Below are 23,546 nucleotides of genomic sequence, written 5' to 3' on the forward strand. Positions count from 1 at the left end.
GGCGCCACGCGGCGCTAGGCGCCCGCGGCGGGGGCGAGGACGATGTCGAACCGGGCTTTGGTCCACGTGCGGTCGCCGAGGTCGCGGCCGTCGGGCGTGGGTGTGCCGGGGCTCTGGCGCTCGAAACGTTTCACCAGTGACTCCTTGACGCCGAACACCGAATCGCCGATCTCCAACTGCGGATCGCCCTCGACGAAGATGTGTGTGACGAGGGTGCGGAGGTTCGTCGCGGTCACCATGAAATGCAGGTGGGCCGCCCGGACCGGTGACCGCCCCGCGGCCTCGAGCAGCCGCCCGACCGGGCCGTCGTGAGGGATCGGATACGGCGTCGGCGTCAGGCACCAGAACCGGAAACTCCCGTCCGGCTCGGTGAACAGGTGCCCGCGGCCCGCGACCCGGCCGTCGTCGTACTGGACGTCGTAGAATCCGTCCTCGTCGGCTTCCCACACCTCGACGCGTGCACCGGGAACGGGCGTGCCGTCGGTGTCCCGCACGGTCCCCTCCACCCAGCACGGCTCACCGGGCGCGCCGCCCGCCATGTCGCCGCCGTTGCCGACCACTGGCGCGTCGTCGACGAAGAACGGGCCGAAGACCGTGGCCTCCGTGGCGTCCCGATAGGCCTCGTTATTGACGGCGATCGTCTGCATCGACGCACCGAGCACATCCGACAGCAGGATGAACTCCTGGCGCTTGTCGTCGGTGATGTGGCCCGTGGCGGTCAGGAAGTCGATCGCCTGCTTCCACTCCTGCTCGGTGAGGCGGACGTCGCGGACGAACGCGTGCAGATGGCGGGTCAGCGACTCGAGTACCTCGCGCAGCCGAGCGTCGCCCGCGCCCGCGAACGAGGCGACGACCTGCTCGGTCAGCCGCTCCTCGATCCTGCGCTGCTCTTCGGAGACCTCGCGTCCGCCGGGTGCCGCGGACGATTCCTCGGTCGTGGTCATACGTCGGCTCCTTCTCGGTTCGGGCCCGGCCGGAGTGTTCCGCTCCGGCACCGGACGGTTCAGTCGGTGGCCGGGTCGCCGGTGCGGTCGAGTATGCGGCTCAGCACGGCGACGAGCTCGCGCTCGGGGTCGTCGACGAGCCTGTGACTCCGCCAGCCGACGTGCTTGTCCGGTCGCACGAGCACCGCCCCGTCCTCGGCCACGCCGCACAGCTCGGCCCAGTCGAAGTACAGATCGGTCACCGCGCGGCCCGGTCCGATCACGACCGGCTCGACCGGTACTCCCAGCGCCTCGGCGGCCTTGTGCGCCGCGGCGGCCCACGGCTCGCCCGTGACCCCGGTCAGCAGCGTGAATCCGTCGTAGCCGGCCAGGTCGTGGGTGGACAGTTTCCGCATCCCGTCGCCCACCCACGCGTGGGGCAGGCGCACGCCCGGGTCGGTCGAGGGTTCGTAGTACAGCTCCGGATCACGCGTCGGCGCCCGTCGTGACGTGCCGTCGCCGACGACGGCGGATGACACGGCGGGGTCGTAGTACTGGCCGAGCTCCACGCCGTGTGCGTTGAACTCGTAGTTCTTCAGCGCCATCGCCGCGCGCACGGCCGCGCGTTTCGCCGCACCCTCGGGCGTGTCGTCCTTGCGCTCCTCCAACCGTGCCCGCATCTGCTCGGCGTCGGCGGCCGTGTCGAGTCCGAGTGCGGTGAAGAGGGCACCGAACTCGCGGGCGGAGGTGTTGGCACGCACCACGATCTGCCGCGCCACAGGTGCCCGTTCGGCGGTGTACGTGTCGAGCAGGCCGGGGCCGGCCCGGCCCTGCAACACCGCGGCGATCTTCCACGCGAGGTTGTACGAGTCCTGGACCGACGTGTTGGAGCCGAGCCCGTTGCTCGGCGGATGCTTGTGGACGGCGTCGCCCGCGCAGAACACTCGGCCGTGCTGCAGGTTCGTGGCGTACTGCTCGTTGTTGCCCCACAGCGAGACGCCGGTGATCTCGACGTCCAGCTCCGGGTCGCCGACGAGCTCGCGGACGATCCGCACGGCGTCCTCGTCGGTCACCTCGGGCGGTCCCTGCTCGATGTCGTAGCCCCATACGATGAGCCACTCGTTCCACGGGCGCACCATTCGCACGAGGCCCGCGCCGATCCCGCCGACGTCGGCGCCCGGGCGGATCACCCAGTACAGCACCGAGGGGCGGTGGCCGCAGAGCTGCGAGAGGTCGGCCTTGAACGTGATGTTCATCGACCCCGCGATGTCCATGCGCCCCTCGTACGGCAGGCCGATGTCGGCGGCGACCTGCGAGCGCGCACCGTCGGCGCCGATCAGGTACCGCGCGCGAATCGTGTACTCGGTGCCGCTGAACCGGTCGAGCACCCGGACGTTCACGCCCTCGTCGTCCTGCGTGTGGCCGAGGTACTCGGTACTGAACCGCGTCTGCGTGCCCCGCACGGTGGCGGCGCGCACCAGGGTCGGTTCGAGATACGTCTGTGGGATGTCGCACGGCAGCGACGGTGAGGCGAGTTCGTAGTCGGCGCGGCGCGCGGGATGGGTGCCCCACGTGAGGATGCGGCCGATCTCCTCACCGGCGATCGCGGTGCAGAAGACGGTGTCGCCCATCAGGTGGTGCGGGGTCGCGTCGGCGAGGACGCGGTCCTCGATGCCCAGGTCGCGGAAGATCTCCATGGTCCGCTGGTTGGTGATGTGGGCCCGCGGCGTGTTCGCCGTCCAGCGGTACTTGGTGATCATCGTGTTGCGGACGCCGAGCGTCGACAGGAACAGGGCCGCGGACGCGCCCGCGGGCCCCGAACCGACGATCAGCACGTCGGTCTCGATCACGGTGGTGGTCGGCTGTGCGGTTTCGGAGAGTCCGTCGTCGAAAGTCACCATGGTTCACCGGCCTCCGTCGTCGGCACCCGGCCTTGTCGCCGGAACGTGGCCGACACGGTGCCACCTGCCCTGGGAGGGAAGGGCGGTCGCGGGCCGGGATGGCGGAAACGAGCAAAAAGCCGGGAGCGGTGTCAACGCGCGCAGGCGTCGCGGCGATCGCGGAGCGGCGTCGTGCCGAAACGCGCCCGATAGCTGCGGGAGAAGTGCGCCTGCGAGCCGAACCCGTGGCGTGCGGCGACCTCGGCGAGCGTCTCGGCTCGTGCGGCGGGGTCGGTGACGACGGCGCGTGCGGCGTCGAGGCGGGCGGCGAGCACGGCCTGCGGCACGCTGTGGCCCGTCTCGGCGAACACCCGGGAGAGTTGCCGCTCGGACACGCCGACCGCCCGGGCGATCCGGCCGGCGGACAGCTCGGGGTCGGCCAGGTGGCGGGAGATGACCGCACGCGCCGCGGCGAGGTGACCGGCCGCGGCGGGCTGTGCACCCACGAGTGCCGGGAGCAATGCGAGTACGTCCGCCTCGAGTGCCGCCCGTTCGCCCGTGCCGTGGAGTGCGGTGGCGACGAGCGAGCCGAGGGCGTCGCCGTACGGGGAGCGGGCGCCGATGATCCGCGGTCGCGTGAGTCCTGAGCGGCCGGTCGTCTCGTGCAGCACGTCGCGGGGCGCCTTGACGACGAGCTCGGTCAGCCCGCGTGTGAATCCCCGGCGGAACGGCCGGTCGGCATCGCACACGAGCGCCTGTCCCGGCGACAGCAGCTCGCGGCCGTCGCGGTGCTCGAACCACCCTTGGCCCGCCAACGCGAGGTAGACGACGACCCCGTCCCCGGGACAGGCGGCGATCTGCGCGGGGGCGCGTTCGACGACGTGCGGGGACCCGGTGACCTTTGCCAGTTGCAACCGGGTGAGTGTGAGGTTCAGTTCGGTCCCGACGAACGGCGTGTCGCCCGGCGGGTGGGCGCGGAGTCCGAGGAGCGAGCGCACGTTGTGGTCCTCCCACGCGGCCAGCCTGCGGGCTTCGGGCACGTCGCCGGTGTGGAAGCGGGTCGGGCAGGGCACGGTCACGGGCGTCCTCCGTTCACGGGTGTCCTCCGTTCACGGGTGGCGAGGCGGGGTCGGGCGTGGGGGAGCGGCCACTCGTTCGGTGACGGCGGCGTCCGCCAGCGCGTTCCTGCGGAACTGCGCGGGCGTCAGGCCGGTCTCGCGCTTGAACACCTGTCCGAAGTGCGACGGCCCGCCGAAACCCCAGCGCGCGCCGATCGCCGATGCGGGCACCTGTGCGAGCGCGGGGTCGGCGAGGTCGAGCCGGCAGCGCTCGATGCGCCGCTGCCGGATGTACCGCGCGACCGTGGTGCCGGTTCGTTCGAAGAGCGCGTGCAGCGAACGCGGGGACAGGAAGTGGGCCGCCGCGATCCGCCCCGGGTCCAGGTCGGAGTCGGACAGGTGCGCGTCGATGTGGTCGAGGACGCGTTCGAGCTGCTCCTCCTCCCGCTTGTTCGGGGGAGCGTGGGTGCCGAGTTCGCCCAGCAGCATGGTGCCGACCAGGGTCATCAGCGAGTGCACGGTCGTGTGCCCGTGGACGCCGAGCGATTCGAGGTTGCGGTTGACGCCCAGGATCGTGCTCCACACGGCGTCGTTGAGTCCGGGGTCGCACGCCATCGGCCGTGCGGTGAGCTCGGCGAGGCGGTCGCCGTGGTGCGAGGCGATCGCCGTCTTCGGGAACCGGATACACGTCGACCGGTAGTCCTCACCGACGGTGAGGACTGCGGGCCTGCTGGAGTCGTAGAGGGCGAACAGGCCGGGTTCGAGCGCCGCTGTCCGGTCGTCCTGCTCGATGCGGATCCGCCCTTGCAGCTGCAGGGTGAGCACGTAGAACCCGGTGTCGTCCTCGCTGATAGTGCGGTGGTCGCGGTAGGCGGCGTGTGGGCCCGAGGTCATGTCGATGAAGCTGACCCCGTGCAGGTACCGCTCGCGGACCGTGCCGGTGAACCGTTCGGGCCGGGCGCAGTCGAACTCGAAGCGGAACACGCTGCGCCGGACGGCGTCCTTCCAGGACGGGAACGTGACCGGGCGGGGCGACGGTCCGGTCACGGTGAATCGCTCGGTCAGCGACGTAAGTGACATCGTTGTCATCTCCACAGCTGGCGACTGCACGTCGTTCGGGCGACGGTACCCAGCGGCCGTCCCGCACACCATGACCTGCGGCGGGTGGGCGGTCCGGCGCAGGTGAGAGGTGGTGCGCGGGTTCGACATCGTCGTGCGCTCTCGCGTCACACACCGCTGGGCGGGCGTTCCTACAGTTCGGCTCAGCGGATTTCTCAGTGTGGAGGAGCCATCGATGACATACGTGACAGGGTCGCACCACGTGACGCTCTCCGTGGCCGACGCCCAGGAAGACGTCGATTTTCACGTCAAGGTCCTCGGGATGCGCTTCATCAAGCGCACCGTGCTGTTTGACGGCTCGCTGCCCGTCTACCACCTGTACTACTCGAACGCCGCCGGCGATCCGTCGAGCGTGGTGACGACGTTCCCGTGGGCCCAGGCCGGGTTCTACGGCAAGCGCGGCACCAACCAGGCGCGTGAGGTGCTGCTGTCGGTGCCGGACCACTCGCTGGACTTCTGGTACGACCGGCTCACCGCCCACGACATCGAGGTGGCGAACGTCGAACGGTTCGGCAAGCGCAGGCTCGCCTTCCGGCACCCGTCGGGCATCGAGTACGTGTTCGTCGGCAACAGTGGCGACGAGCGGATCGGCCATCCCGGCTACGGCGTGCCGCAGGAGTACGCGATCCACGGCATCCACGGTGTGGGCGTGCACATGGCCACACCGGACCGCATGGTCGAGTTCGCAGGCGAGTCCTTCTTCGCCACCGGCGGGCTCGCCGAGGAGGGCGCGGTGCTCGGGATGCAGATCGGCGACGCGAAGCACGGCAACCACCTCGAGATCACGGTCAACCGCAGCGACGATCAGGGAACGTGGGGTTACGGTGCCGGCACGTACCACCACTTCGCCTGGAATCTCGACACGCTCGACAACCAGGACGCGGTGAAGTTCGGTATCGAAGGCCGTGGCTACACCGACATCTCCGAGCTCAAGGACCGCAAGTACTTCAAGAGCGTCTACGTCCGGACGCCGAGCGGGGCACTGTTCGAGCTCGCCGTCACCCACTCCGACGGCGGGTGGACCTGCGACGAGTCGCCGCACGAGCTGGGCAGCCGGTTCCAGCTGCCCGAACAGTTCGAACACCGCCGCGACGAGTTGTTGGGCAGGCTCGAGCCGATCGACATCTGACCGTGGCCCCCCGGACAAGCGTGAGGTGACGGACATGACGGCACCGCATGTGGCGGGCGGCCACGAGCTGACCGTCCGCCGCGGACAGTTCTGGATCCCCGGCGAGCGGGTCGCGGCCGAACACGGAACCGTGCAGCGCGCCCCGATGTTCGTGTCGTGGGAGGCGCCGCCGGAGGGCGCGCACGCCGTGCCGCTCGTACTCGTGCACGGCGGCGGCGGACAGGGCACCGACTGGACGGGCACTCCCGACGGCAGGCCGGGGTGGGCCACGCGTTTCGTCGAGGCGGGCTTCGCGGTCTACATCGTCGACCGCTGCGGGCACGGGAGGTCGCCGTACCACCCGGACGTGGTCGGGCCGATGGGCGCGCAGTTCCCGTACGAGGCCGCCACGGCCCTGTTCCTGCCCGACGCGGTGCGGGAGCACCAGACACAGTGGACGTTCGCGAGGGAGATCGGCTCCGACGACGTCGATCAGCTCCTGAGTCCGATGGGTCCGCTGCCCGCGGACCTCGCCGAGTCGCAACGGTTGGACGCGGAGCGGCTCGCCACACTGCTCGACATCATCGGCGAGGCGGTGCTCGTGACGCACTCGGCGGGCGGTCCGGTCGGCTGGCTCGCCGCGGCCGCGCGGCCGGGGAGCACGGCGGCGATCGTCGCCGTCGAACCGGTCGGGCCGCCTTTCGCGGAGATTCCCGGCATGGGCACGCTCATGTGGGGACTCACGAGCGCGGAGATCGCATGCGACCCGCCCGCGACGACTCCGGAGGAGGTGCAGGGACGGCGCATCCCGGGGCTGGCGGACACGCCGGTCGCGGTGGTGACCGGCGGTGCCTCGGCGTTCGCCGACTTCGCGCCGCAGGTCGCGGACTTCCTGGCCGGCGCGGGCGCCGACGCCCGGCGGGTGCACCTGCCCGACCACGGCATCACCGGCAACGGCCACGGACTGATCTTCGAGGCCAACTCGGACGAGACCGTCAAGCCGGTCATCGATTGGATTCTGAGCGCCGTCGAGCCGCATGCGACGGCCGCGGCACCGACCCGAGGACGGACATCATGAACGAGCTGTACGTCAGTGACCACTTCGACGCGCTCATGGAGCGCCTCGACACCATCACACCGGTCCTGGAGGAGAACGCCGACCAGGGTGAGGAACTGGGCCGGTTGTCCGACGAGGCCGCGAAGGCACTGTGGGAGAGCGGGATCTTCAAGGTCGGCATCCCGCGCGAACTCGGCGGCTACGAGTTCTCGCCGCGCCAGGTGATCGACACGATCGCGAAGGTGTCCTACGCCGACGCCTCGGCGGGGTGGGCGTTCATGGCGTTGCAGATGGTGACCGGGACGACGGCCGCCTACCTGGGGCCGGACGCCGTGGCGGACCTGTTCCCCGACACGGCCGAGGACAGGTACGCGCTGATCGCAGGGCAGGGCACGAAACTCGGGACCGCGGTCAAGACCGACGGCGGGTATCGCATCAGCGGGCACTGGCACTTCGCATCGGGGATCTCGATGGCGACCCACATCCACACCGCCGCGCTGTGCGAGGAGACCGGTGAGGCGTTGATCTTCACCCTCCCCAAGGATCAGGCGACGGTCGTCGACAACTGGGATGTCATGGGACTGCGGGGCACGAGCAGCCACGACTACGTGTGCGAGGACCTGTTCGTTCCGGAGAGCCACGTCTACGACATCGCGACGACCACCACACTGCACGGTGGGGCGATCTACCGCATGGGGCTCGCCAACATGTCCGGTATCTGCCACACGGGGTGGGCGCTCGGCGTCGGCAGGCGGATGCTCGACGAGATGAAGGCCCTGGCGGCCAAGAAAACCGGCGCTCCGAACGCGTCGGTGGATACCCGGCAGTTCTACGCCGAGTACGCCGAGGCCGAGGCGAAGCTGCGGTCGGCACGAGCCTGGGCGATGGACGTCTGGGAGGCCAACGAGGCCACATTGGACGCCGGCGAGCCGCTCGACACGGAGCAGGAGACGATCACGCGGCTGATGCTGAACAACACGACGTGGTCGGTGCACGCGGTGGGGCAGACCGTCTACAAGTGGGCTGCCACCGCGGCGCTGCGGCGCGGCGCCCTGCAGCGGTTCTTCCGCGATCTGCACGCGGGCACGCAGCACGTCACGTCCGGTCCGGTGGTGTTGCAGAACTGCGGCAAACTGCTCAGCGGCCTGGCGCCGAACGCACAGTGGGTGTTCCTGGAGCTGCAGGAGGCGCAGTGATGACCGAGTGCGACGACGCCCTGGCCGATCGCTTCGCGGCCGCGTTCCGCACGCATCCGGCCGGGGTGGCCATCATCACGGCCGACGACGGCGCGGGACCCGCCGGGCTGACGGCGACGTCGGTCATCTCCCTCAGCGCACGGCCCGCTCTGCTGGCGTTCTCGTTGTCGGCCCGCTCGTCGGCGGCACCGCGCATCGAGGCGGCGGGCAACGTCGTCGTCCACCTGCTCGATGCCGGGCAGGTCGACCTGGCGAAGCGGTTCGCCACGGGCGGCATCGACCGGTTCGCACCGCCGTGCCGGTGGCACCGGCTGCCCACCGGCGAACCCGTGCTGTCGTCCGTGGGGACGTGGCTGCGGGGGCGGATCGCCGACGGGCTGACGGCGGGCGGCTCGACACTCGTCGTGGTCGAGGTCGAGGAGGTCGGGCCGGGCGCCGCGGCCGACGCGCCGCTCGTGTACCGGGACCGCACCTGGTACGCGCTCGACGAGCGGGCGGTGACCGCATGAGCTCGCCGCTGCAGGAATGGGGCGTGCCGGCCGAACGGGCCGAGTTGGCCGTCCTGACGGTGCACGGTCGCGGCCAGGACCCGGCCTTCATGCGGGCGACCTCGGAGCGGTTCGGACCGGCCCCGGTGCGGTTCTTCGCCCCGGAGGCCGAGGGCAACACCTGGTATCCGCTGTCGTTCCTCGAACCGGCGGATCGGAACGAACCGGCGCTCGGTCGGTCGTTGCAGGTGCTCGAGGACGCGTTCGGGCGGGTCGCGCGGGCCGGGTTCGACGCGCGGCGGATCGTGCTCTGGGGCTTCTCGCAGGGCGCGTGCCTGATGTCGCAGCTGATCCTCACCGCGCCACGCCCGGTGGCGGGCCTCGTGGTGTTCACCGGTGGATACATCGGTACCGAGCCACCGAGGCCGGAGGCGGGCTCGCTGCACGACGTCCCCACCGTGGTCCGGAGCGTCGAGCACGATCCGTGGGTGCCGCGCGAGCGGGTCGAGGCGACGACTGCACTGCTGCGCGGGGCGGGTGCGGACGTCGATCACCGGATCGCCCCGGGCGACGAGCACGTCATCACCGACGAGGCGTGCCGGATGGCCACCGAGCTGCTCACCGCCACGGCCGCGCGTGTGTCGTCGGGATGACCGCCTCGGGACGACGATCGTGACCGTCCCCGGCTGCCGCGGATCCATGGCAGCCGGGGACGTCTCGCGTGTCGTGCCGACGCCGGTCGCGTGGGTCGTTAGCCGCACGATCGGGTGAGGTACTCGAGGACGGGGCGCGGTGTCGGGGGTGCTCCGGTGTCCGCGGGGCGCGGCCGTCGACCGGCTCGCAGCGGTGGAGCCGGTGCGTTTCCCGTGGTGAGCCCGCCGCGGGTTCGCCACGACCACAGGCCGCGGCGCGCCCGGCCGCCCCGTGCACGGGTGGAGATCGCCGGGGGTTACCGTGACCCCGGCCACGTCGTAATCAACTCGTGACAACAACGTCATCGGCGGCCGGAACGGCCGATTCCGTGGCACAGCGCCAAAGGCGGCCATTCGTGCCCAAGACGGTCACCAGTCCCAATACGGCCACATCTCACCGCGCAGGAGGTATCGACACCGTGCTCGAGAAGAAGCGTCACAAGGCGGAGCAGCTGGCCAGGGGCGCCTACCGTGCGGTGCGGGACAGGGGTCGCTCACGCGACGTCGAACGGCTCGAAGGCGAGGTGGCGGCCCTCCGCAAGGACGTGAAGCGGGTGCTGGACCGGGTCGTGGAGTTCGAGATCCGGTCGCGGCGCGACACGGTGTACGCGGGCGATCAGGAAGCGGCGCTGGAAAGCCACCATTTCGCCCGGGAGAACATGATCGGGGCGGAGCATTTCCGCACGCCCGCCGAGACGCTGCGGCACGCGCTGTCGCTCGCGCCGACCGGTGGGCTCGCGCTCGAGTTCGGGGTGGCCACCGGCAACACGCTCCGCCTGATCACGTCGGTCCGTGACGACGAGCAGGTCTTCGGCTTCGACTCGTTCCAGGGCCTGCCCGAACCGTGGCTCGTCGGGATTCAGGCGGGGACCTTCGCGCGCGAGGATCTGCCGGACGTGCCCGGCGCGGAACTGGTCGTCGGCTGGTTCGAGGACACCTTGCCGGAGTTCCTCGATCAGCACCCGGGGCCGGTGGACTTCCTGCACATCGACAGTGACCTCTACAGCTCCGCGAAGACGGTGCTCGATCTCGTCGGTCCTCGGCTGCGCCCCGGCAGCATCGTCGCCTTCGACGAGTACTTCAACTACCCGGGCTGGCAGGAGCACGAGCACAAGGCCTGGCAGGAATACGTGGAGCGCACGGGCACCTCGTTCACGTATGAGGCCTACACCTACGCCAACCGGCAGGTGGTCGTCCGTATCACCGGCTGATCAGCAGGTTCGCGGCCCGGAGTCGGGACTCGTCGTGGCCGGGGGTCTCGACGGCCCGCGCGCGGCGCACCGGTGTGGCCCGCCGCGCCGGGACGGCGTCGTGGGTGGTGCGGACGTCGGCGGCGCTCAGCGCGGTGCCGTCTCGCCGAGGGCTCGCACCTCGGCGAGACTGTCGGCCAGGGTGCGCCCGCCCAGTACTCCGAGGACGGCCTGTTCGGTGTCGGCGTTGAGCCTGCTGAAGAACTCCTCGGTGTTCGCCGTCGCCTCGCAGGACGCGGTGTCGGGGCGGCACGCCCACAACGGCTTGTCTCCGACGGAACACCGGTAGATCTCGGCGAGCGTGATCTCGTGTGCGGGACGGGCGAGTCTGGCGCCGCCGGTGCGTCCCTTCGTCGATTCGACCAGTCCGCCGTGGACGAGCGGCACGAGGAGTTTGCGGACCAGGCTCGGGTTGGTCGCCAGGATGTCCGCGAGCTGCGCCGAGCTCGACGTCGGTGGGTCGGCGGGGTCCTGCTCCGCGGTGGCGGCGAGGTAGAGCATCGCCTTCAGCGCGCTCGAGAATCGGATGTCCAGCACGTGCTCGTTCACCGCCCTTCCGCGTCGCAGCTCCAGGATACCGGCGGCGCGGCATTCCCGGACATCCAATGGTATTCGACACAGTTACAGTTTCGGTGTGGATATGTACGTTTGTCAGGAGCAGTTTTCATCCCGGGTTCGGTACGCGGTGCCCGTGCCGACGGTGCCGCCGGTCCCGACAGTGCAGTATGTCGAAACGTTGTAGGAGCAGCATGTCCACACGCGCCGCACAGGCCCTCGCCCGCCCGTTCACCCTGGGCTCGGCGGAGCTGCCGAACCGGATCGTCATGGCACCGATGACCCGGGCGTTCTCGCCCCACGGCGTTCCCGGTGACGACGTCGCGGCCTACTACGGCAGGCGTGCCGCCGCGGGCACGGGCCTGATCATCACCGAGGGCACGTACGTCGACCACCCGTCCGCGGGTGACATCGGGAAGGCGCCGCGGTTCCACGGTGAGGACTCCCTCGAAGGCTGGCGGCGCGTCGTCGGGGCGGTGCACGCCGAGGGCGGCACGATCATGCCGCAGTTGTGGCACGTGGGCATCCAGCGGGTGGCCGGGAAGCCGCCGTACCCGGAGGCGCCGTCGGTGGGGCCGTCCGGTGTGGCGCTCGACGGCACCGAGGGCGCGGGCGAGGCGCTCACCTCGGCCGACATCGACCGGATCGTCGAGGCGTTCGCCGAAGCCGCGGCGCAGGCAGAGCGGATCGGGTTCGACGGCGTCGAGCTCCACGGCGCCCACGGGTACCTGATCGACCAGTTCCTCTGGGAGCGGACCAACCGCCGCACAGATGCCTACGGCGGTGACGCGGCGTCGCGGACGCGGTTCGCCGCAGACATCGTGCGCGCCGTGCGCGAGCGCGTGTCACCCGACTTCCCGGTGTTGTTCCGCTTCTCGCAGTGGAAGGCCGACAACTATGACGCGAAGCTCGCGACGACGCCGGACGAACTGCAGGAGGTGCTCGGCCCGATCGCGTCGGCCGGCGTGACGGCCTTCCACGCGTCGGGCCGGCGCTACTGGGAGCCGGAGTTCCCCGACCACGACTCGACGTTGAACATCGGCGGCTGGGCCCGCAAGGTCACGGGCAAGCCGGTCGTCACGGTCGGTTCCGTCGGACTCGACGCGGTGTTCGGCCCGGAGACGTTCCAGGGTTCGGGTGCGGGTGTGCAGAGCATCGAGGGACTGCTCGAACGTTTCGAACGCGACGAGTTCGACCTGGTGGCGGTCGGCCGGGCGTTGCTCGCGGACCCGGAGTGGGCACGCAAGGTGCTCACCGGCCGCGAATCCGAGCTCGTCCCCTTCACGAAGGACTCCGTCCGGACCCTGCACTGACTCTGTGCGAACCCTGCACTGACTCCGTCCGGACACTGCACTGATGCCTGCGCACCCGGGCCCGTGACCGCGACTCGTGGTCGCGGGCCGGACGGCCGTCACGACTGCTCGGTCTTCTCCTTCTCGTAGCGCTCCGTCATGGTCGCCACCGCCTGCAGCTGCGCGGCGGCGTAGTCCTCCCGTGTGCTGCGGGCGCGCTGCTTCGCGGCGAGCGTCTGGTCCGCGTGTGAGACGGCCCCGCCCTGGAAGTGCGGCATCACGTGTTGCGCGATGAGCTCGTAGGAGCGCTTCGTCGCGGCGGGGTTGGCCCATTCGTGGGCGAGCAGCAGCATGCAGCCGAACCCGCCGGACTGATCCCACAACCGCTGCACCTGGGCGCGGGCGTCGTCCACGGTGCCAATGGCGCCGACCCCCGCCTCGTTGATGAAGTCGATCATCTCCCGGAGACGGCTGCCTTCGACGGCCATCTGCGGGAACGCGGCCGTCTTCTGGAAGTAGTCGAACCACGCCTCGATGCCGTACTCGACGTCGCGATAGGCCTGCTCACGTGTCTCGGCCACGTGCATCAGGCCGACGAGTCGCCAGTCCCGGCGCGACACCGTCTGACCGTAGTGCGCCGCCCGCTCCTCGACGACGCCCCAGTGGTGGGCGAGCGCGTCGAAGCCGTCCTGCGTCATCGTCGCCCCGATCGACAGCAGCCCGGCGCCGTGGCGGCCGGCCAGCCGCGGTCCCGTCGGAGAGGCCACCGCGGCGATGGCGATGTCGAAACACGGCTCGGTGTACGGCCGCAGGTGCAGCCGCGCGTCGACGAGGTTGTGCGTCCGGGTCTGTTCGGTGACGGCCTCACCCCGCAACAGCCGCATGATGATGTCGAGATCGACCTCCATCAGTTCACGTGTGTCCGTCGGCGTGAGGCCCAGCATCATCGAGTCCGACGGCAGCGAGCCGGGGCCGCAGCCGAGCATCGTCCGCCCGCGCGTCAGGTGGTCGAGCAGCACCATGCGCTCGGCCACCCACAGCGGATTGTGATAGGCGATCGACGTCACGCCGGTGCCCAGTCTGATCCGCCGCGTCCGCTCCGCGGCCGCGGCCATGAAGATCTCCGGTGACGCGATCAACTCGGTGCCCGCCGAGTGGTGCTCACACCGATCCACGCCTCGTCGTACCCGCACGCGTCCAGGTGTTCGACGAGCTCGAGGTCGCGCTGCAGTGCCAGCGTCGGGTTCTCGCCCGCGGGGTGGAACGGGGCGAGAAAGGTGCCGAAACGCAGTCGGTCCATGGGGCTCTCCTTGAGCTCGTGGTGCTCGTGGGGATCCTTCCGAACCTAAGCCGGACCACCTTCCCGTGACTGTCCAGATATTCGACACCCCGGCTCACAGCCCGCCCCGTTCGGGTGATGTACACAAGGCAACCCCTTGTCCAGACGACTTGACAAACTCTACGATTCTGTAAATCAGATCGAGGAGGCATGCGATGAGCGACGCGACGGCAACGGTGCCCGCCGGCTCGACGGAGGAATGGACCGACCGCAAGCGGTACCTGTGGTTGATCGGCCTGGTCGTGCCGTCACTGGTGTTCGTCGCGATCGGCCTGCACGCGGCGACCGGCTGGGGCGTGTGGCTGTGGATCGGACCGATCGTGATCCTGGTAGTCGTCCCGCTGCTCGACCTGGTGGCCGGGCTGGATCGGAGCAACCCGCCGGACGACGCCATCGAACGGCTCGAGAACGACCGGTACTACCGCTGGGTCACGTACGCGTTCCTACCCGTCCAGTACGCGGGATTCGCCGTCGCGCTGTGGCTGATCGCGCGCGGCGATCTGTCCGTGGTGGACAAGGTGGGTCTGGCGATCACCGTCGGGTGCGTGGGCGGTATCGGCATCAACACCGCCCACGAACTGGGCCACAAGAAGGAGAGCCACGAACGGTGGCTGTCGAAGATCGCGCTCGCGCAGAGCTTCTACGGCCACTTCTACATCGAGCACAACCGGGGCCACCACGTGCGCGTGGCCACGCCCGAGGACCCGGCGAGCAGCCGGGTGGGGGAGAGCTTCTACCGATTCTGGCCGCGGACCGTCGTAGGCTCACTGCGGTCGGCGTGGCGGCTCGAGCGCAAGCGGTACGCGCGCCGCGACCGGCACCCGTACCGTATCGGCAACGACGTGCTCAACGCGTGGCTCATGTCCGCCGTGCTGTGGGCGGTGATGGTCGCATGGCTCGGGATCGGCGTGCTGCCGTACCTGCTGATCCAGGCGGTGGTCGGGTTCTCGCTGCTCGAGGTCGTGAACTACATGGAGCACTACGGCATGCTGCGGCAGAAGCGGGGAACCCCGGAGCGCCGTCGCTACGAGCGCGTCGACCCGAGCCACAGCTGGAACTCCAACAACATCGCGACGAACGTCCTGCTGTATCACCTGCAGCGACACAGCGACCACCACGCGAATCCGGTCCGTCGTTACCAGACGTTGCGGGACTACTCGGAATCGCCGGTGCTGCCCACCGGATACGCCGGCATGATCGTGCTCGCGCTGATTCCGCCGCTGTGGCGGCGCGTGATGGACCCGCGCGTGCTCGCCCATTTCGACGGTGACATCACCCGCGCCAACATCCAGCCGAACAAGCGAGCGAAGATCCTCGCACGGTACGGCCGCGCAGGCGAACAGCACACCGCTGAGCCGGACACCGCCACGCACGACACCGCCACCCACGACACCGCCGGGGAGGACACCGGCGGGGAGTCGGCGACCGAGGCCGTGGCCGCCGGCGTTGACGGTAGTGCCACCGAGGGCGGGATGTGCCCGGGCTGCGGCTACGTCTACGACGAGAGGACCGGCGATCCGCGGGAGGGGTTCCCCGCGGGTACTCCCTGGTCGGCGATCCCGGACTCGTGGTGCTGCCCCGATTGCGGCGTGCGCGAGAAGATCGACTTCGTCGCTCCCGGAAGGGTCGGTGCGTGAGCCGACTCGTGGCGCGCCGGGCGCCCCGCGGGGCCGCCTAGAATGGCGATCATGGGTGACACTCTCGCGGCTGCGACGGCGGTCGGTGGTCAGTACCGGCAGCCGATCCTCGTCGCGGCCATCGAGATCACCGCGCGCGAGGGCTGGTCGGCGGTCACGATGGCCCGGCTGGCCGAGCGCATCGGGATCAGTAGGCAGACGGTCTACAACGAGGTCGGGTCGAAGACCGCGTTGGCCGAAGCCATGGTCGCCCACGAGCTCGACCGCTTCCTCGCGCTCGTCGGCGGGGCGTTCGACCGCCACCCTGACGACCTTCCGGGAGCGGTCTACGATGCCGTGCGCGGCGTGCTCGATCTTGCCGCCGACAACGTGCTGCTGCGCGCCGTCGTGTCGGCGACCCACGGCGGGGACGCCGAGCTGCTGCCGCTGTTGACCACCCGCGCCGACACGCTGATCACGGAAGCCACGGCGATCCTCGCCGAGCGGGTGCGCTCCCACCGGCCCGGAGTGAGCGCCGAGCAGATCGACGTGGCGGTCGACGTGCTCGTGCGTGCGGTGCTCAGCCACGTCATGCAGCCCTCCGACACGCCCGCGCGCACCGCGGACCGCCTGGCGTGGCTGGCGGGCAGAGTGCTCGACGACGGTTCGTCGGGCGTCCCGCTGCGCTACGGCGGTCGCTGACGGCCTGTCCGGGACCGGTCAGATCACCCAGTGGTACCGGTGTTCGGGCCGCCCCGCCGAGCCGTAACGCATCCGCAGTTCGGCGCGGCCGTCGGAACACAGGTACTCGAGGTACCGGCGCGCTGTGACGCGCGCGATCCCCGCGCGTTCGGCCACCTCGACGGCCGACAGGTCGGCTCCCGCCGTGCGCAGGGTGTCCGCGACCAACCGGGCCGTCTCGGCGGTCAGGCCTTTCGGCAGCTCCCGCCGGCTGGCGGGTCGGTGGACGCCGAAGACGCTGTCCACGTCGCGCTGGGTGACCTCGTCGACGCCGGTCAGTTTGTCCCACGCGGCCGCGAAGCGTTCCAGTTGGTCCCGCAGCGCGGCGAGGTCGAACGGCTTGATCAGATAGTAGACGGCGCCGCCGTGCATGGCCCTGCGCACGCTGTCGACGTCCCGCAGCGCGCTGACGACCAGCACGTCGACGGGTGCCGAACCGCCCGCGGCGGTGCCGCCGCGCAGTCGCTGCAGCACGTCGATGCCCGACATGTCGGGCAGGTACAGATCCAGCAGGACCAGGTCCGGCCGGCGTGCCGCGACCGCCTCCAGCGCCGCCGCGCCGGTGTGCACGACGCCCGCCACGGCGAAACCACGCATGGCGGCGACGCAGTCCGCGTGGTTGCGGGCCACCCGCGCGTCGTCGTCGACGACGAGTACGGACAGCACTCGGGGCACCTCACCTCTCCGGGATCTCTGCGGCCGGGTTCCGGGGCGGCCGCTCACGCGCATCCTCCCGTACGGGCAAGAACGCGCTGAACACGGTCTCCTCGGTCGAGTCGACGTCCACCCAGCCACCCCAGCGGGCACACGCCTGCCGCACGAGCGCCAGGCCGAGGCCCCGCGGTCCGGAACCGTCCGGCGTGCGGTCCTTCGTGCTCACGCCCGCGGTGAACACGCTGTCGCCGAGTTCGGCGTCGATTCCCGGGCCCGAATCGGTCACGCGCACCTCGAGCAGGCGGTGTTCGTCGTCGTGGAGGCGGACGAGCAGTTCCACCCAGCCGTCGCCGCCGACCGCGTCGAGGGCGTTGTCGACGAGGTTGCCGACGACGAGCAGCACGTCGTCGCGGAGCCGCGGCGGCAGGCTCGCGGGGACGTCGCTGAGTGCCGCGAGCTCGAATTCCACACCCTGTTCGGAGGCCTGCGCCGACTTCGCCAGCACGAGCGCCGCCAGTGCCGTGTCGGCCAGGTGTTCCGAGACCCGGGTCGATGCCTCGGCCGTCGTGGCCGACAGCTCGGCCAGATACCGCCGGGCCTCCGCGGCGGCGCCCAGGTCGAGCATGCCGCTCACCGTGTGGATCCGGTTGGCGAACTCGTGGGTCTGGGCTCGCAGGCCGCCGACCATGGTCCGGACGCCGTCGAGCTCACCGCCCAGTCGCACCAGCTCGGTGTGGTCGCGCAGGGTGACGAGCCTGCCGGTGCCCTGCGCGCCGATCCGCACGGCACGGTGCTCGCACACCAGCAGCCCGTCGCCGACGGGCAGGAAAACCTCGCCGCCGGTGTCCTCCGACCCCTCGAGCATCGCGCGCAGGCGCGGGTGGAGGCCGAGGTCGGCCGGCGTTCGACCGACGCAGTCGCGAGGCAGGTCGAGCATCGCGCGGGCCGAGTCGTTGGCCAGCAGCACGGCTCCGTCGGCATCGGCCGCGAGGACGCCTTCGGAGATCGCGTACAGCAGCGCCTCCCTGCTTTCCAACAACTCGGTGATCTCCCGCGGTTCGAGGCCGTGTGTCTTCGCGCGGATCCTTCGGGAGACGAGCCAGGCCCCGCCCGCACCGACGACGAGCGCGAGCAACAGCCCGGCGCCGACGGTGGGCAGCGTGCCGGCCGCCGCGAGCGAGACCCGCGAGGACAGCACACCGACCGACACGTAGCCGACGACCTCGCCCGAGCGCGACTCCACCGGAACCCGGGTCCGCAGTGTCAGCCCGGCGGGGCCCCACTCGGTGCCCGTCCAGACGTTGCCCGCGAGCACCGGAGCGGGGTCGGTGTGCGGCCTGCCGCCGATCTCGTCCGGATCGGGATGGGAGTGGCGGATGCCGTCGGAGTCGACGATGACGACGTAGCGGACCTCGGCCGCGCGGCGGATCCGCTCGGCGAGCGAGGCGATCTCACCGCGATGCCGGGGATCGGCGAGGTAGTCCCGCACCGTCGGCAGCTCGGCGACGGAGTGGGCCAGCGTCAGCGCGCGTTGCGTGTACTCGTCGCGCACCTCGCGGTACTGGTTGACCGTCCACAGTGCACCTGCGGCGAGGAGAGCGACGACCAGCAGGAGCGTGATCGCGAGGAACAGGTAACCGGTCAGGGACAGGCGGGGACGGCCGCGCCGGGTGCCGGGCGCCCTCACGGCCGCTGCTCCTCGGAGGTCGCCGGCGTCCGCGGAGCCTGTGGCCTCCGGGGACCCGGCGAAGCCGGTGAAGCGGGTGAGACCAATACGACCATTACCGATCCAATGCACACAACGCTCGTGGGCGCGGCCACGCCCGGTTCATGATGTCGCAAATCGCCGTACATCCGGGTGAAACACGCTCCCCGGGATCGCGGCGGGCGAACTCGATGACCAACGGAGGCAGGAGAAGCGCCCATGCTCAGTATCGTCGGTTTCGGGGTGATCGCGGCGATAGCGACGCTGTTGATCCTCGGCCGGATCGCACCGGTGGTGGGAATGACCGTCATTCCGACGGTCGGTGCCTTCCTCGCCGGATTCAACGCCGAGGAGATCGGCGAGTTCTTCGAGTCGGGGCTCGCCTCGGTGCTGAACGTCGCCGTCATGCTGGTGTTCGCCATCCTGTTCTTCGGCATCATGAACGACGTCCGGCTGTTCAACCCGCTCATCAACCTGATGGTGCGGATGAGCCGCGGCAACGTCGTCGGCGTCGCGATGGTCACCGTGATCATCGGCGTCGTGTGCCACCTCGACGGATCAGGTGCCACGTCGTACCTGATCGCGATCCCGGCACTGCTCCCGCTGTACCGGCGGCTCGGAATGAGCCCGTACCTGCTGATGCTGCTGCTCAGCACAAGCATGGCCATTCTGAACATGCTGCCGTGGGGCGGCCCGGTGGGCCGGGCCGCCGCGAGCACCGGGCACGACCCGATCGAGCTGTGGCAGGGACTGATCCCGTTGCAGATCGTGGGCGTGGTGATGCTGCTGGGTATGGCGGCGCTGCTCGGACTGCGTGAGAACCGGCGGATCGCCTGCGCCGCGACGGCGCGTAACCCCGAACCCGAGGTCGCCCTGACGGCGGCCCGGCCGGCAGGCTCCGGTGGCGGCACCGACACCGACGGCCACGGCGGTGCCGGCGACACACCCGCTGACGGGCCCGGCGGCACGGGTGACGCCGCGGGAACAGGCGACGCGGACGCCGGGGACGCGGTGGCCGGGAAGCCGTATCGGCCCTGGTTCAACGGACTGCTCGTCGTGACGTTGTTGGGTGTTCTCGTGGCCGACGTGCTGCCGGCGGGGCTGGTGTTCATGCTGGGTCTCAGCGCGGCCCTCGTCGTGAATTACCCGAAGGTGTCCGACCAGATGGAGCGCATCCGCGCCCACGGCGGCGGCGCGCTCGGTACCGGGGCGATCATCATCGCGGCCGGCTGTTTCCTCGGCGTGCTGGAGGAGTCCGGCATGCTGCGGTCACTGGCGACCGACATGATCGAGCTGCTGCCCGACGCGGTCGTGCCGTTGCTGCACCTCATCGTCGGTGTGCTCGGGATGCCGTTCGAACTGGTGCTGAGCACCGACGCGCACTACTTCGCGCTGCTGCCGCTCGTGCACGACGCGGCCACTCAGCTGGGCGTGGGCTCGGCCACGGTGGTGTACGCGGTGCTGATCGGCAACGTCATCGGGACGTACATCAGCCCGTTCAACGCCTCGGTGTGGCTCGGGATCGGGCTCGCCGGCGTGGACATGGGCAAGCACATCCGCTACTCGTTCCTCCCGATGTGGGGCTTCAGCATCGCGTTGCTCGCCGTCGCGGTGCCGCTCGGGATCATCGCGTTGTAAGGCCTCAGGTCAGCGCCTCGACGGCGTCGCGGACGGCCGCGCCGATCGCGAGATCGACGTCCTGCTGGATTCTGGTGGTGCGTTCCGAGGTGGTGAGCGCGGCGATCGCCACCTTGGACGTGCCGTGTTCCACGACGCCGATCTCGTGGCGCAGCGTCAGGAACGAACCGGTCTTGCCGGCGATCCGGATGTCGTCGGCCTGGAGGTCGGCGCCGATGCGAGGGCTGAGCAGTTGGCGGGACATGGCGTCGCGCACGGCGGCGGTGGCTTCGGGCTCGGAAATATGGCCGCTCCAGATGCGGCACAGGAGGTCGACGAGGCCGGCGGCGGTCCCGACGGTCGCGCGGTGCACGTCGAGCGAGTCGATCACGTGACCGCCGGCCGGGCGTACGCCTTCCACGGCGAGGCGCCGGCCGAGTGTGAAATCGGGTCCCGCGACCCGTGTCGCCGCTTCGTACATCAACTGCATCGGGTGTCGCACGTGGATCGCCTCGACACCCCACTGCCGCAGCCGGGACGTGACCTCCGCCGGTGGGACGAGTTCGAACAACGCGTCCGCGGCGGCGTTGTCGCTGACGGTGATCATCTGGAGCAGCAGATCGTCGATCGCGCACGTCGCGGCATGGCGGAAGGCCGACAGTCCTGTGGGACCGGAACTGCGTCGCTCCGGGTCGAGGGTGACCATCGTGTCGCCCGCCAGCTCGCCCCGTGCGATGCGGTCGGCGACCACGAGGGCCAGCGGCACCTTGGCCACCGACGCGAGGGGCCATGGCCGGTCCGGGTCGACGCAGAGCTGTCTGCCGGTGTCGATGTTGCGGGCCACGAACCCGCCGTGCACACGGACCTCACGCAGGCGGCGCCAGATGCGGTCGGCCAACGCCAGGAGCCCGGCCGAATCGCCCGACATCGGCGGTGTCGTCACGGCAGCTCCCGCGCCGGCGACGACCCACCTGCGGTTGGGTCCCCGGGGCGCGGTTCATGGGTGTCCGGTTCGGACGCCACGACGTCGCCGAGCAGGCGCAGCGCCTGCGTCCGGAGTGGATCCGCTGCGAGCGCGGGCGGCAGCGGATCACGTTCGGCGAGGCGGTAACCGCGGAGCACAGGCGGATCGGCGAGCGGAGTCCACGACAGGCCGTACCGGCTCGCTTCGCCTGCGGTGCAGAGCAGGACCGCCCGCCCTGCCAGCGCTTCCGACATCGCGATGTGGGCAGGCCGGGGGCGGATCAGTGCCGGGGACAGTCCTGCGGCGTCGGCCGTGGCGTGGAGGTGTTCGCCGCGTGGTGGTTCGAGGTCGTGGGGCAGCACGAGGAGAGGCCGTGCGGGCGCACCGCGTCGTGGCCGGAGCTCACTGAGACGGAGGGGCCCGCCACGCAGCGCGCCCTCACACCGCGTCCCCTCACCCCGCGTCCCCTCACACCGCAGGCTCCCGCACGGCGGATCCCCGGGTCCGCAGGCCGTCGACGCGGCGCCGAGCCGCGCGGTCCACCGTGCCGACGCGGGGTCGCAGCTGCGCACCGTCCACGAGCTGTCGGCATGCGGTGCGCCGGCGTCGGCGTCGGCGGAGACGAGCTCGACATCCACTTCCGCCCGGTCGAACAGCGACACCAGGCGGGCGAGTGCCGCCGGATCGGACTCCGGTGGAGTCGACAACGTGACCGTCGTGGTGTCGGCGTCGCGGACGGTACGCACGAGGTGATCGGCCTGGTCCACGAGGTGGCGGGCACGCGGCAGCAGCGCCGCACCGTCCGGCGTCAACGTGATCCGGCGCCGTGATCGGTCGACGAGTTCGACGTCCAGTTCGCGCTCGAGCGTCCGGAGCCTGCGGCTCAACAACGGTTGGTCCAGACCGAGCCGGAACGCCGCCTCCGACACGCTGAGTTCCTCGGCGACGGCGACGAAGCCGCGCAGGTGCAGCACCAGATCCACGACGCCCAGTATCGCGCACCGGCCGAGCGCTGTCGTATGTCGCGGCGACATGAGGGCATGCGTGTTCGTCCTTGGACCGGCGGGGTGCGCCGGTGCCATCGTTCTCGAACCGACAGGGAGGAGACGACGGTGGAACGTGGCGGAACGAGCAGGCGTGCCGTGCTCGCAGGGGCGGCGGCGGGAGCGGTGACCTTCGGAATGCCCGCCGGGGCGGCGGCCGAGGGCCGATCACCCCGGCACGGGTCCGGAGAGTCGACCGTGGACACCGAGTTCCGTGAGCTGGAACGCACGCATGGACGGCGCCTCGGCGTGGTCGCTCTGAACATGCGGACGGGTGCGACGCTGGAACACCGGCCCGACGAGCGGTTCCCGATCTGCTCGGTGTTCAAGGTTCTGCTGGCTGCGTGGATCCTGCGGGACGCCCCGCCACCGGTGTTGGACCGCAGGCTCACCTGGAGCACCGACGACCTGGTGATCAACTCGCCGGTCACCGAAGCGACCGTCCGAAACGGCCTGACGGTGGCGCAACTCGCCGAGGCGGCCGTGACGGTCAGCGACAACACCGCCACGAACGTCCTGATGCGCGAGTTCGGCGGTCCCGCAGGGGTGACCGCGTTCGCGCGGTCGGTCGGCGACCGCGTCACGCGGATCGACCGGTGGGAGCCGGAGATGAGCACCGGGACACCGGGTGACGACCGGGACACGACGACACCGCGGGCGATCGCGCGTACGTTCGGCACGCTCGTGCTGGACCGCGCACTCGCGACGCCCGATCGGGAGCGGCTGACCACGTGGATGCTGGCGAACCGGACCGCCGGACCGGTGTTCGGGTCCGGAGTGCCCGCGGGGTGGCGGCTGGCGGACAAGACCGGATCGGGGTGGTACGGCGTGCGCAACGACGTGGGTGTCACGTGGACGCCCGACGGTGCGCCGCTGGTCGTCGCGGCCTTCACACGGGGCGCACGGTACGGGGACGAGACGCTCGCCGAGCCGCTGGCCGACATCGCCGCCTCGGCCTGTCGCCGGTTGCGCTGACGCTGCGGGGACGGGCGGGTGTGCGGAGCTGCCCGGAGACCCGCCCACGGCACGTGCGCCGTCAGCCGTCCTCGAGCAGATCCTCGGTCCGGATGGGAGGCGGCGCACCCGGATGCCGATGGCGTTGTACACCGCGTTGGCGACGGCCGCCGCCACGCCGACGATCCGCAGCACGCCGAGCAACCCGGTGCCGGGATCGGCACCCGCCGTCCGACGTGGTGTGGCGCGGCATCCGAGTCGACTGAGCCGATCGGCGGCCGTGCGTTCGACGATC

22 protein-coding genes are annotated in these 23,546 nt (G+C 70.6%); 11 read left to right on the plus strand and 11 right to left on the minus strand.

Annotated features, from left to right (window positions below; translation table 11 throughout):
* Positions 1-14: 14 nt before the first annotated feature.
* From FHS23_RS09160 to FHS23_RS09175, 4 genes are all read right to left on the minus strand, one after another.
* Positions 15-944, minus strand: coding sequence for a dioxygenase family protein (locus FHS23_RS09160; RefSeq protein WP_183651658.1), 930 nt, complete (start codon positions 942-944; stop codon positions 15-17).
* Positions 945-1,003: 59 nt separating this feature from the next.
* Positions 1,004-2,824, minus strand: a complete 1,821-nt coding sequence (locus FHS23_RS09165) for an FAD-dependent oxidoreductase (protein WP_183651661.1) — start codon at positions 2,822-2,824, stop codon at positions 1,004-1,006.
* 131 nt (positions 2,825-2,955) lie between these two features.
* Positions 2,956-3,882 carry a helix-turn-helix domain-containing protein gene (locus tag FHS23_RS09170; RefSeq protein ID WP_183651664.1) on the minus strand — a complete coding sequence of 309 codons (927 nt, stop codon included), beginning with the start codon at positions 3,880-3,882 and terminating at the stop codon, positions 2,956-2,958.
* 30 nt (positions 3,883-3,912) lie between these two features.
* Positions 3,913-4,941 carry an AraC-like ligand-binding domain-containing protein gene (locus tag FHS23_RS09175; protein ID WP_183651667.1) on the minus strand — a complete coding sequence of 343 codons (1,029 nt, stop codon included), beginning with the start codon at positions 4,939-4,941 and terminating at the stop codon, positions 3,913-3,915.
* Positions 4,942-5,155: 214 nt separating this feature from the next.
* Between FHS23_RS09175 and FHS23_RS09180 the strand changes: the two genes are divergently transcribed.
* From FHS23_RS09180 to FHS23_RS09205, 6 genes are all read left to right on the plus strand, one after another.
* Positions 5,156-6,109, plus strand: coding sequence for a VOC family protein (locus tag FHS23_RS09180; protein WP_183651670.1), 954 nt, complete (start codon positions 5,156-5,158; stop codon positions 6,107-6,109).
* A 34-nt stretch (positions 6,110-6,143) separates the two neighbouring features.
* Positions 6,144-7,166 carry an alpha/beta fold hydrolase gene (locus FHS23_RS09185; RefSeq protein ID WP_221219310.1) on the plus strand — a complete coding sequence of 341 codons (1,023 nt, stop codon included), beginning with the start codon at positions 6,144-6,146 and terminating at the stop codon, positions 7,164-7,166.
* Entirely contained in the window at positions 7,163-8,341 is a 1,179-nt protein-coding gene (locus FHS23_RS09190; protein WP_183651673.1) for an acyl-CoA dehydrogenase family protein, read from the plus strand. The genes FHS23_RS09185 and FHS23_RS09190 overlap by 4 nt, the downstream gene beginning before the upstream one ends.
* Positions 8,341-8,850 carry a flavin reductase family protein gene (locus FHS23_RS09195; protein ID WP_183651675.1) on the plus strand — a complete coding sequence of 170 codons (510 nt, stop codon included), beginning with the start codon at positions 8,341-8,343 and terminating at the stop codon, positions 8,848-8,850. Before FHS23_RS09190 ends, FHS23_RS09195 begins: the two co-directional genes overlap by 1 nt.
* On the plus strand, positions 8,847-9,482 hold the full coding sequence (locus tag FHS23_RS09200; protein WP_183651678.1) for an alpha/beta hydrolase: 636 nt from the start codon (positions 8,847-8,849) through the stop codon (positions 9,480-9,482). The genes FHS23_RS09195 and FHS23_RS09200 overlap by 4 nt, the downstream gene beginning before the upstream one ends.
* 491 nt (positions 9,483-9,973) lie before the next feature.
* Positions 9,974-10,732, plus strand: coding sequence for a class I SAM-dependent methyltransferase (locus FHS23_RS09205; RefSeq protein ID WP_221219371.1), 759 nt, complete (start codon positions 9,974-9,976; stop codon positions 10,730-10,732).
* 126 nt (positions 10,733-10,858) lie between these two features.
* Here FHS23_RS09205 and FHS23_RS09210 read toward each other — a convergent pair whose 3' ends face one another.
* On the minus strand, positions 10,859-11,320 hold the full coding sequence (locus tag FHS23_RS09210) for an RrF2 family transcriptional regulator (protein ID WP_343053777.1): 462 nt from the start codon (positions 11,318-11,320) through the stop codon (positions 10,859-10,861).
* A 200-nt stretch (positions 11,321-11,520) separates the two neighbouring features.
* Between FHS23_RS09210 and FHS23_RS09215 the strand changes: the two genes are divergently transcribed.
* A complete protein-coding gene (locus tag FHS23_RS09215) occupies positions 11,521-12,639 on the plus strand; it encodes an NADH:flavin oxidoreductase (RefSeq protein ID WP_183651690.1) in 1,119 nt (372 codons plus the stop codon).
* A gap of 98 nt (positions 12,640-12,737) precedes the next feature.
* Here the strand turns inward: FHS23_RS09215 and FHS23_RS09220 are convergent, their stop codons facing one another.
* Together FHS23_RS09220 and FHS23_RS23155 are read right to left on the minus strand one after the other, a co-directional pair.
* A complete protein-coding gene (locus FHS23_RS09220) occupies positions 12,738-13,793 on the minus strand; it encodes an LLM class flavin-dependent oxidoreductase (RefSeq protein WP_343053778.1) in 1,056 nt (351 codons plus the stop codon).
* Positions 13,754-13,918, minus strand: coding sequence for an LLM class flavin-dependent oxidoreductase (locus tag FHS23_RS23155; RefSeq protein WP_246381906.1), 165 nt, complete (start codon positions 13,916-13,918; stop codon positions 13,754-13,756). Before FHS23_RS23155 ends, FHS23_RS09220 begins: the two co-directional genes overlap by 40 nt.
* Before the next feature lie 194 nt (positions 13,919-14,112).
* On the opposite strand from FHS23_RS23155, the gene FHS23_RS09225 reads away from it, so the two are divergent.
* Both FHS23_RS09225 and FHS23_RS09230 read left to right on the plus strand, forming a co-directional pair.
* Complete coding sequence (locus tag FHS23_RS09225; RefSeq protein WP_183651693.1) at positions 14,113-15,594, plus strand: fatty acid desaturase; 1,482 nt, start codon at positions 14,113-14,115, stop codon at positions 15,592-15,594.
* Between the two features lie 42 nt (positions 15,595-15,636).
* Positions 15,637-16,275, plus strand: a complete 639-nt coding sequence (locus FHS23_RS09230; RefSeq protein WP_183651696.1) for a TetR/AcrR family transcriptional regulator — start codon at positions 15,637-15,639, stop codon at positions 16,273-16,275.
* Between the two features lie 18 nt (positions 16,276-16,293).
* Here FHS23_RS09230 and FHS23_RS09235 read toward each other — a convergent pair whose 3' ends face one another.
* A complete protein-coding gene (locus FHS23_RS09235; RefSeq protein WP_343053779.1) occupies positions 16,294-16,980 on the minus strand; it encodes a response regulator in 687 nt (228 codons plus the stop codon).
* Positions 16,981-16,990: 10 nt separating this feature from the next.
* Positions 16,991-18,655 (minus strand): ATP-binding protein, encoded by a 1,665-nt coding sequence (locus tag FHS23_RS09240; RefSeq protein ID WP_183651702.1) that lies wholly within the window; start codon positions 18,653-18,655, stop codon positions 16,991-16,993.
* 237 nt (positions 18,656-18,892) lie between these two features.
* Between FHS23_RS09240 and FHS23_RS09245 the strand changes: the two genes are divergently transcribed.
* On the plus strand, positions 18,893-20,311 hold the full coding sequence (locus tag FHS23_RS09245) for a CitMHS family transporter (protein ID WP_183651705.1): 1,419 nt from the start codon (positions 18,893-18,895) through the stop codon (positions 20,309-20,311).
* A gap of 4 nt (positions 20,312-20,315) precedes the next feature.
* Here the strand turns inward: FHS23_RS09245 and FHS23_RS09250 are convergent, their stop codons facing one another.
* Both FHS23_RS09250 and FHS23_RS09255 read right to left on the minus strand, forming a co-directional pair.
* Positions 20,316-21,233 (minus strand): serine hydrolase, encoded by a 918-nt coding sequence (locus FHS23_RS09250; RefSeq protein ID WP_343053780.1) that lies wholly within the window; start codon positions 21,231-21,233, stop codon positions 20,316-20,318.
* A complete protein-coding gene (locus tag FHS23_RS09255; protein WP_183651708.1) occupies positions 21,230-22,237 on the minus strand; it encodes a LysR family transcriptional regulator in 1,008 nt (335 codons plus the stop codon). Before FHS23_RS09255 ends, FHS23_RS09250 begins: the two co-directional genes overlap by 4 nt.
* A gap of 129 nt (positions 22,238-22,366) precedes the next feature.
* Between FHS23_RS09255 and bla the strand changes: the two genes are divergently transcribed.
* The gene (bla, locus tag FHS23_RS09260; RefSeq protein WP_183651711.1) at positions 22,367-23,272 is read left to right on the plus strand and encodes a class A beta-lactamase; all 906 of its coding nucleotides are present in this window, start codon (positions 22,367-22,369) and stop codon (positions 23,270-23,272) included.
* Positions 23,273-23,546 lie beyond the last annotated feature (274 nt).

Source organism: Prauserella isguenensis (assembly GCF_014191605.1).
In the GTDB taxonomy this organism is placed as follows: Bacteria; Actinomycetota; Actinomycetes; order Mycobacteriales; family Pseudonocardiaceae; genus Prauserella; species Prauserella isguenensis.

What these genes read in the sequence shown, in the direction of transcription:
- FHS23_RS09160 (WP_183651658.1), bottom strand. Translation starts at nt 944, where the DNA reads ATGACCACGACCGAGGAATCGTCCGCGGCACCCGGCGGACGCGAGGTC.
- FHS23_RS09165 (WP_183651661.1), bottom strand. Translation starts at nt 2,824, where the DNA reads ATGGTGACTTTCGACGACGGACTCTCCGAAACCGCACAGCCGACCACC.
- FHS23_RS09175 (WP_183651667.1), bottom strand. Translation starts at nt 4,941, where the DNA reads ATGTCACTTACGTCGCTGACCGAGCGATTCACCGTGACCGGACCGTCG.
- FHS23_RS09180 (WP_183651670.1), top strand. Translation starts at nt 5,156, where the DNA reads ATGACATACGTGACAGGGTCGCACCACGTGACGCTCTCCGTGGCCGAC.
- FHS23_RS09185 (WP_221219310.1), top strand. Translation starts at nt 6,144, where the DNA reads ATGACGGCACCGCATGTGGCGGGCGGCCACGAGCTGACCGTCCGCCGC.
- FHS23_RS09190 (WP_183651673.1), top strand. Translation starts at nt 7,163, where the DNA reads ATGAACGAGCTGTACGTCAGTGACCACTTCGACGCGCTCATGGAGCGC.
- FHS23_RS09195 (WP_183651675.1), top strand. Translation starts at nt 8,341, where the DNA reads ATGACCGAGTGCGACGACGCCCTGGCCGATCGCTTCGCGGCCGCGTTC.
- FHS23_RS09200 (WP_183651678.1), top strand. Translation starts at nt 8,847, where the DNA reads ATGAGCTCGCCGCTGCAGGAATGGGGCGTGCCGGCCGAACGGGCCGAG.
- FHS23_RS09215 (WP_183651690.1), top strand. Translation starts at nt 11,521, where the DNA reads ATGTCCACACGCGCCGCACAGGCCCTCGCCCGCCCGTTCACCCTGGGC.
- FHS23_RS23155 (WP_246381906.1), bottom strand. Translation starts at nt 13,918, where the DNA reads ATGGACCGACTGCGTTTCGGCACCTTTCTCGCCCCGTTCCACCCCGCG.
- FHS23_RS09225 (WP_183651693.1), top strand. Translation starts at nt 14,113, where the DNA reads ATGAGCGACGCGACGGCAACGGTGCCCGCCGGCTCGACGGAGGAATGG.
- FHS23_RS09230 (WP_183651696.1), top strand. Translation starts at nt 15,637, where the DNA reads ATGGCGATCATGGGTGACACTCTCGCGGCTGCGACGGCGGTCGGTGGT.
- FHS23_RS09245 (WP_183651705.1), top strand. Translation starts at nt 18,893, where the DNA reads ATGCTCAGTATCGTCGGTTTCGGGGTGATCGCGGCGATAGCGACGCTG.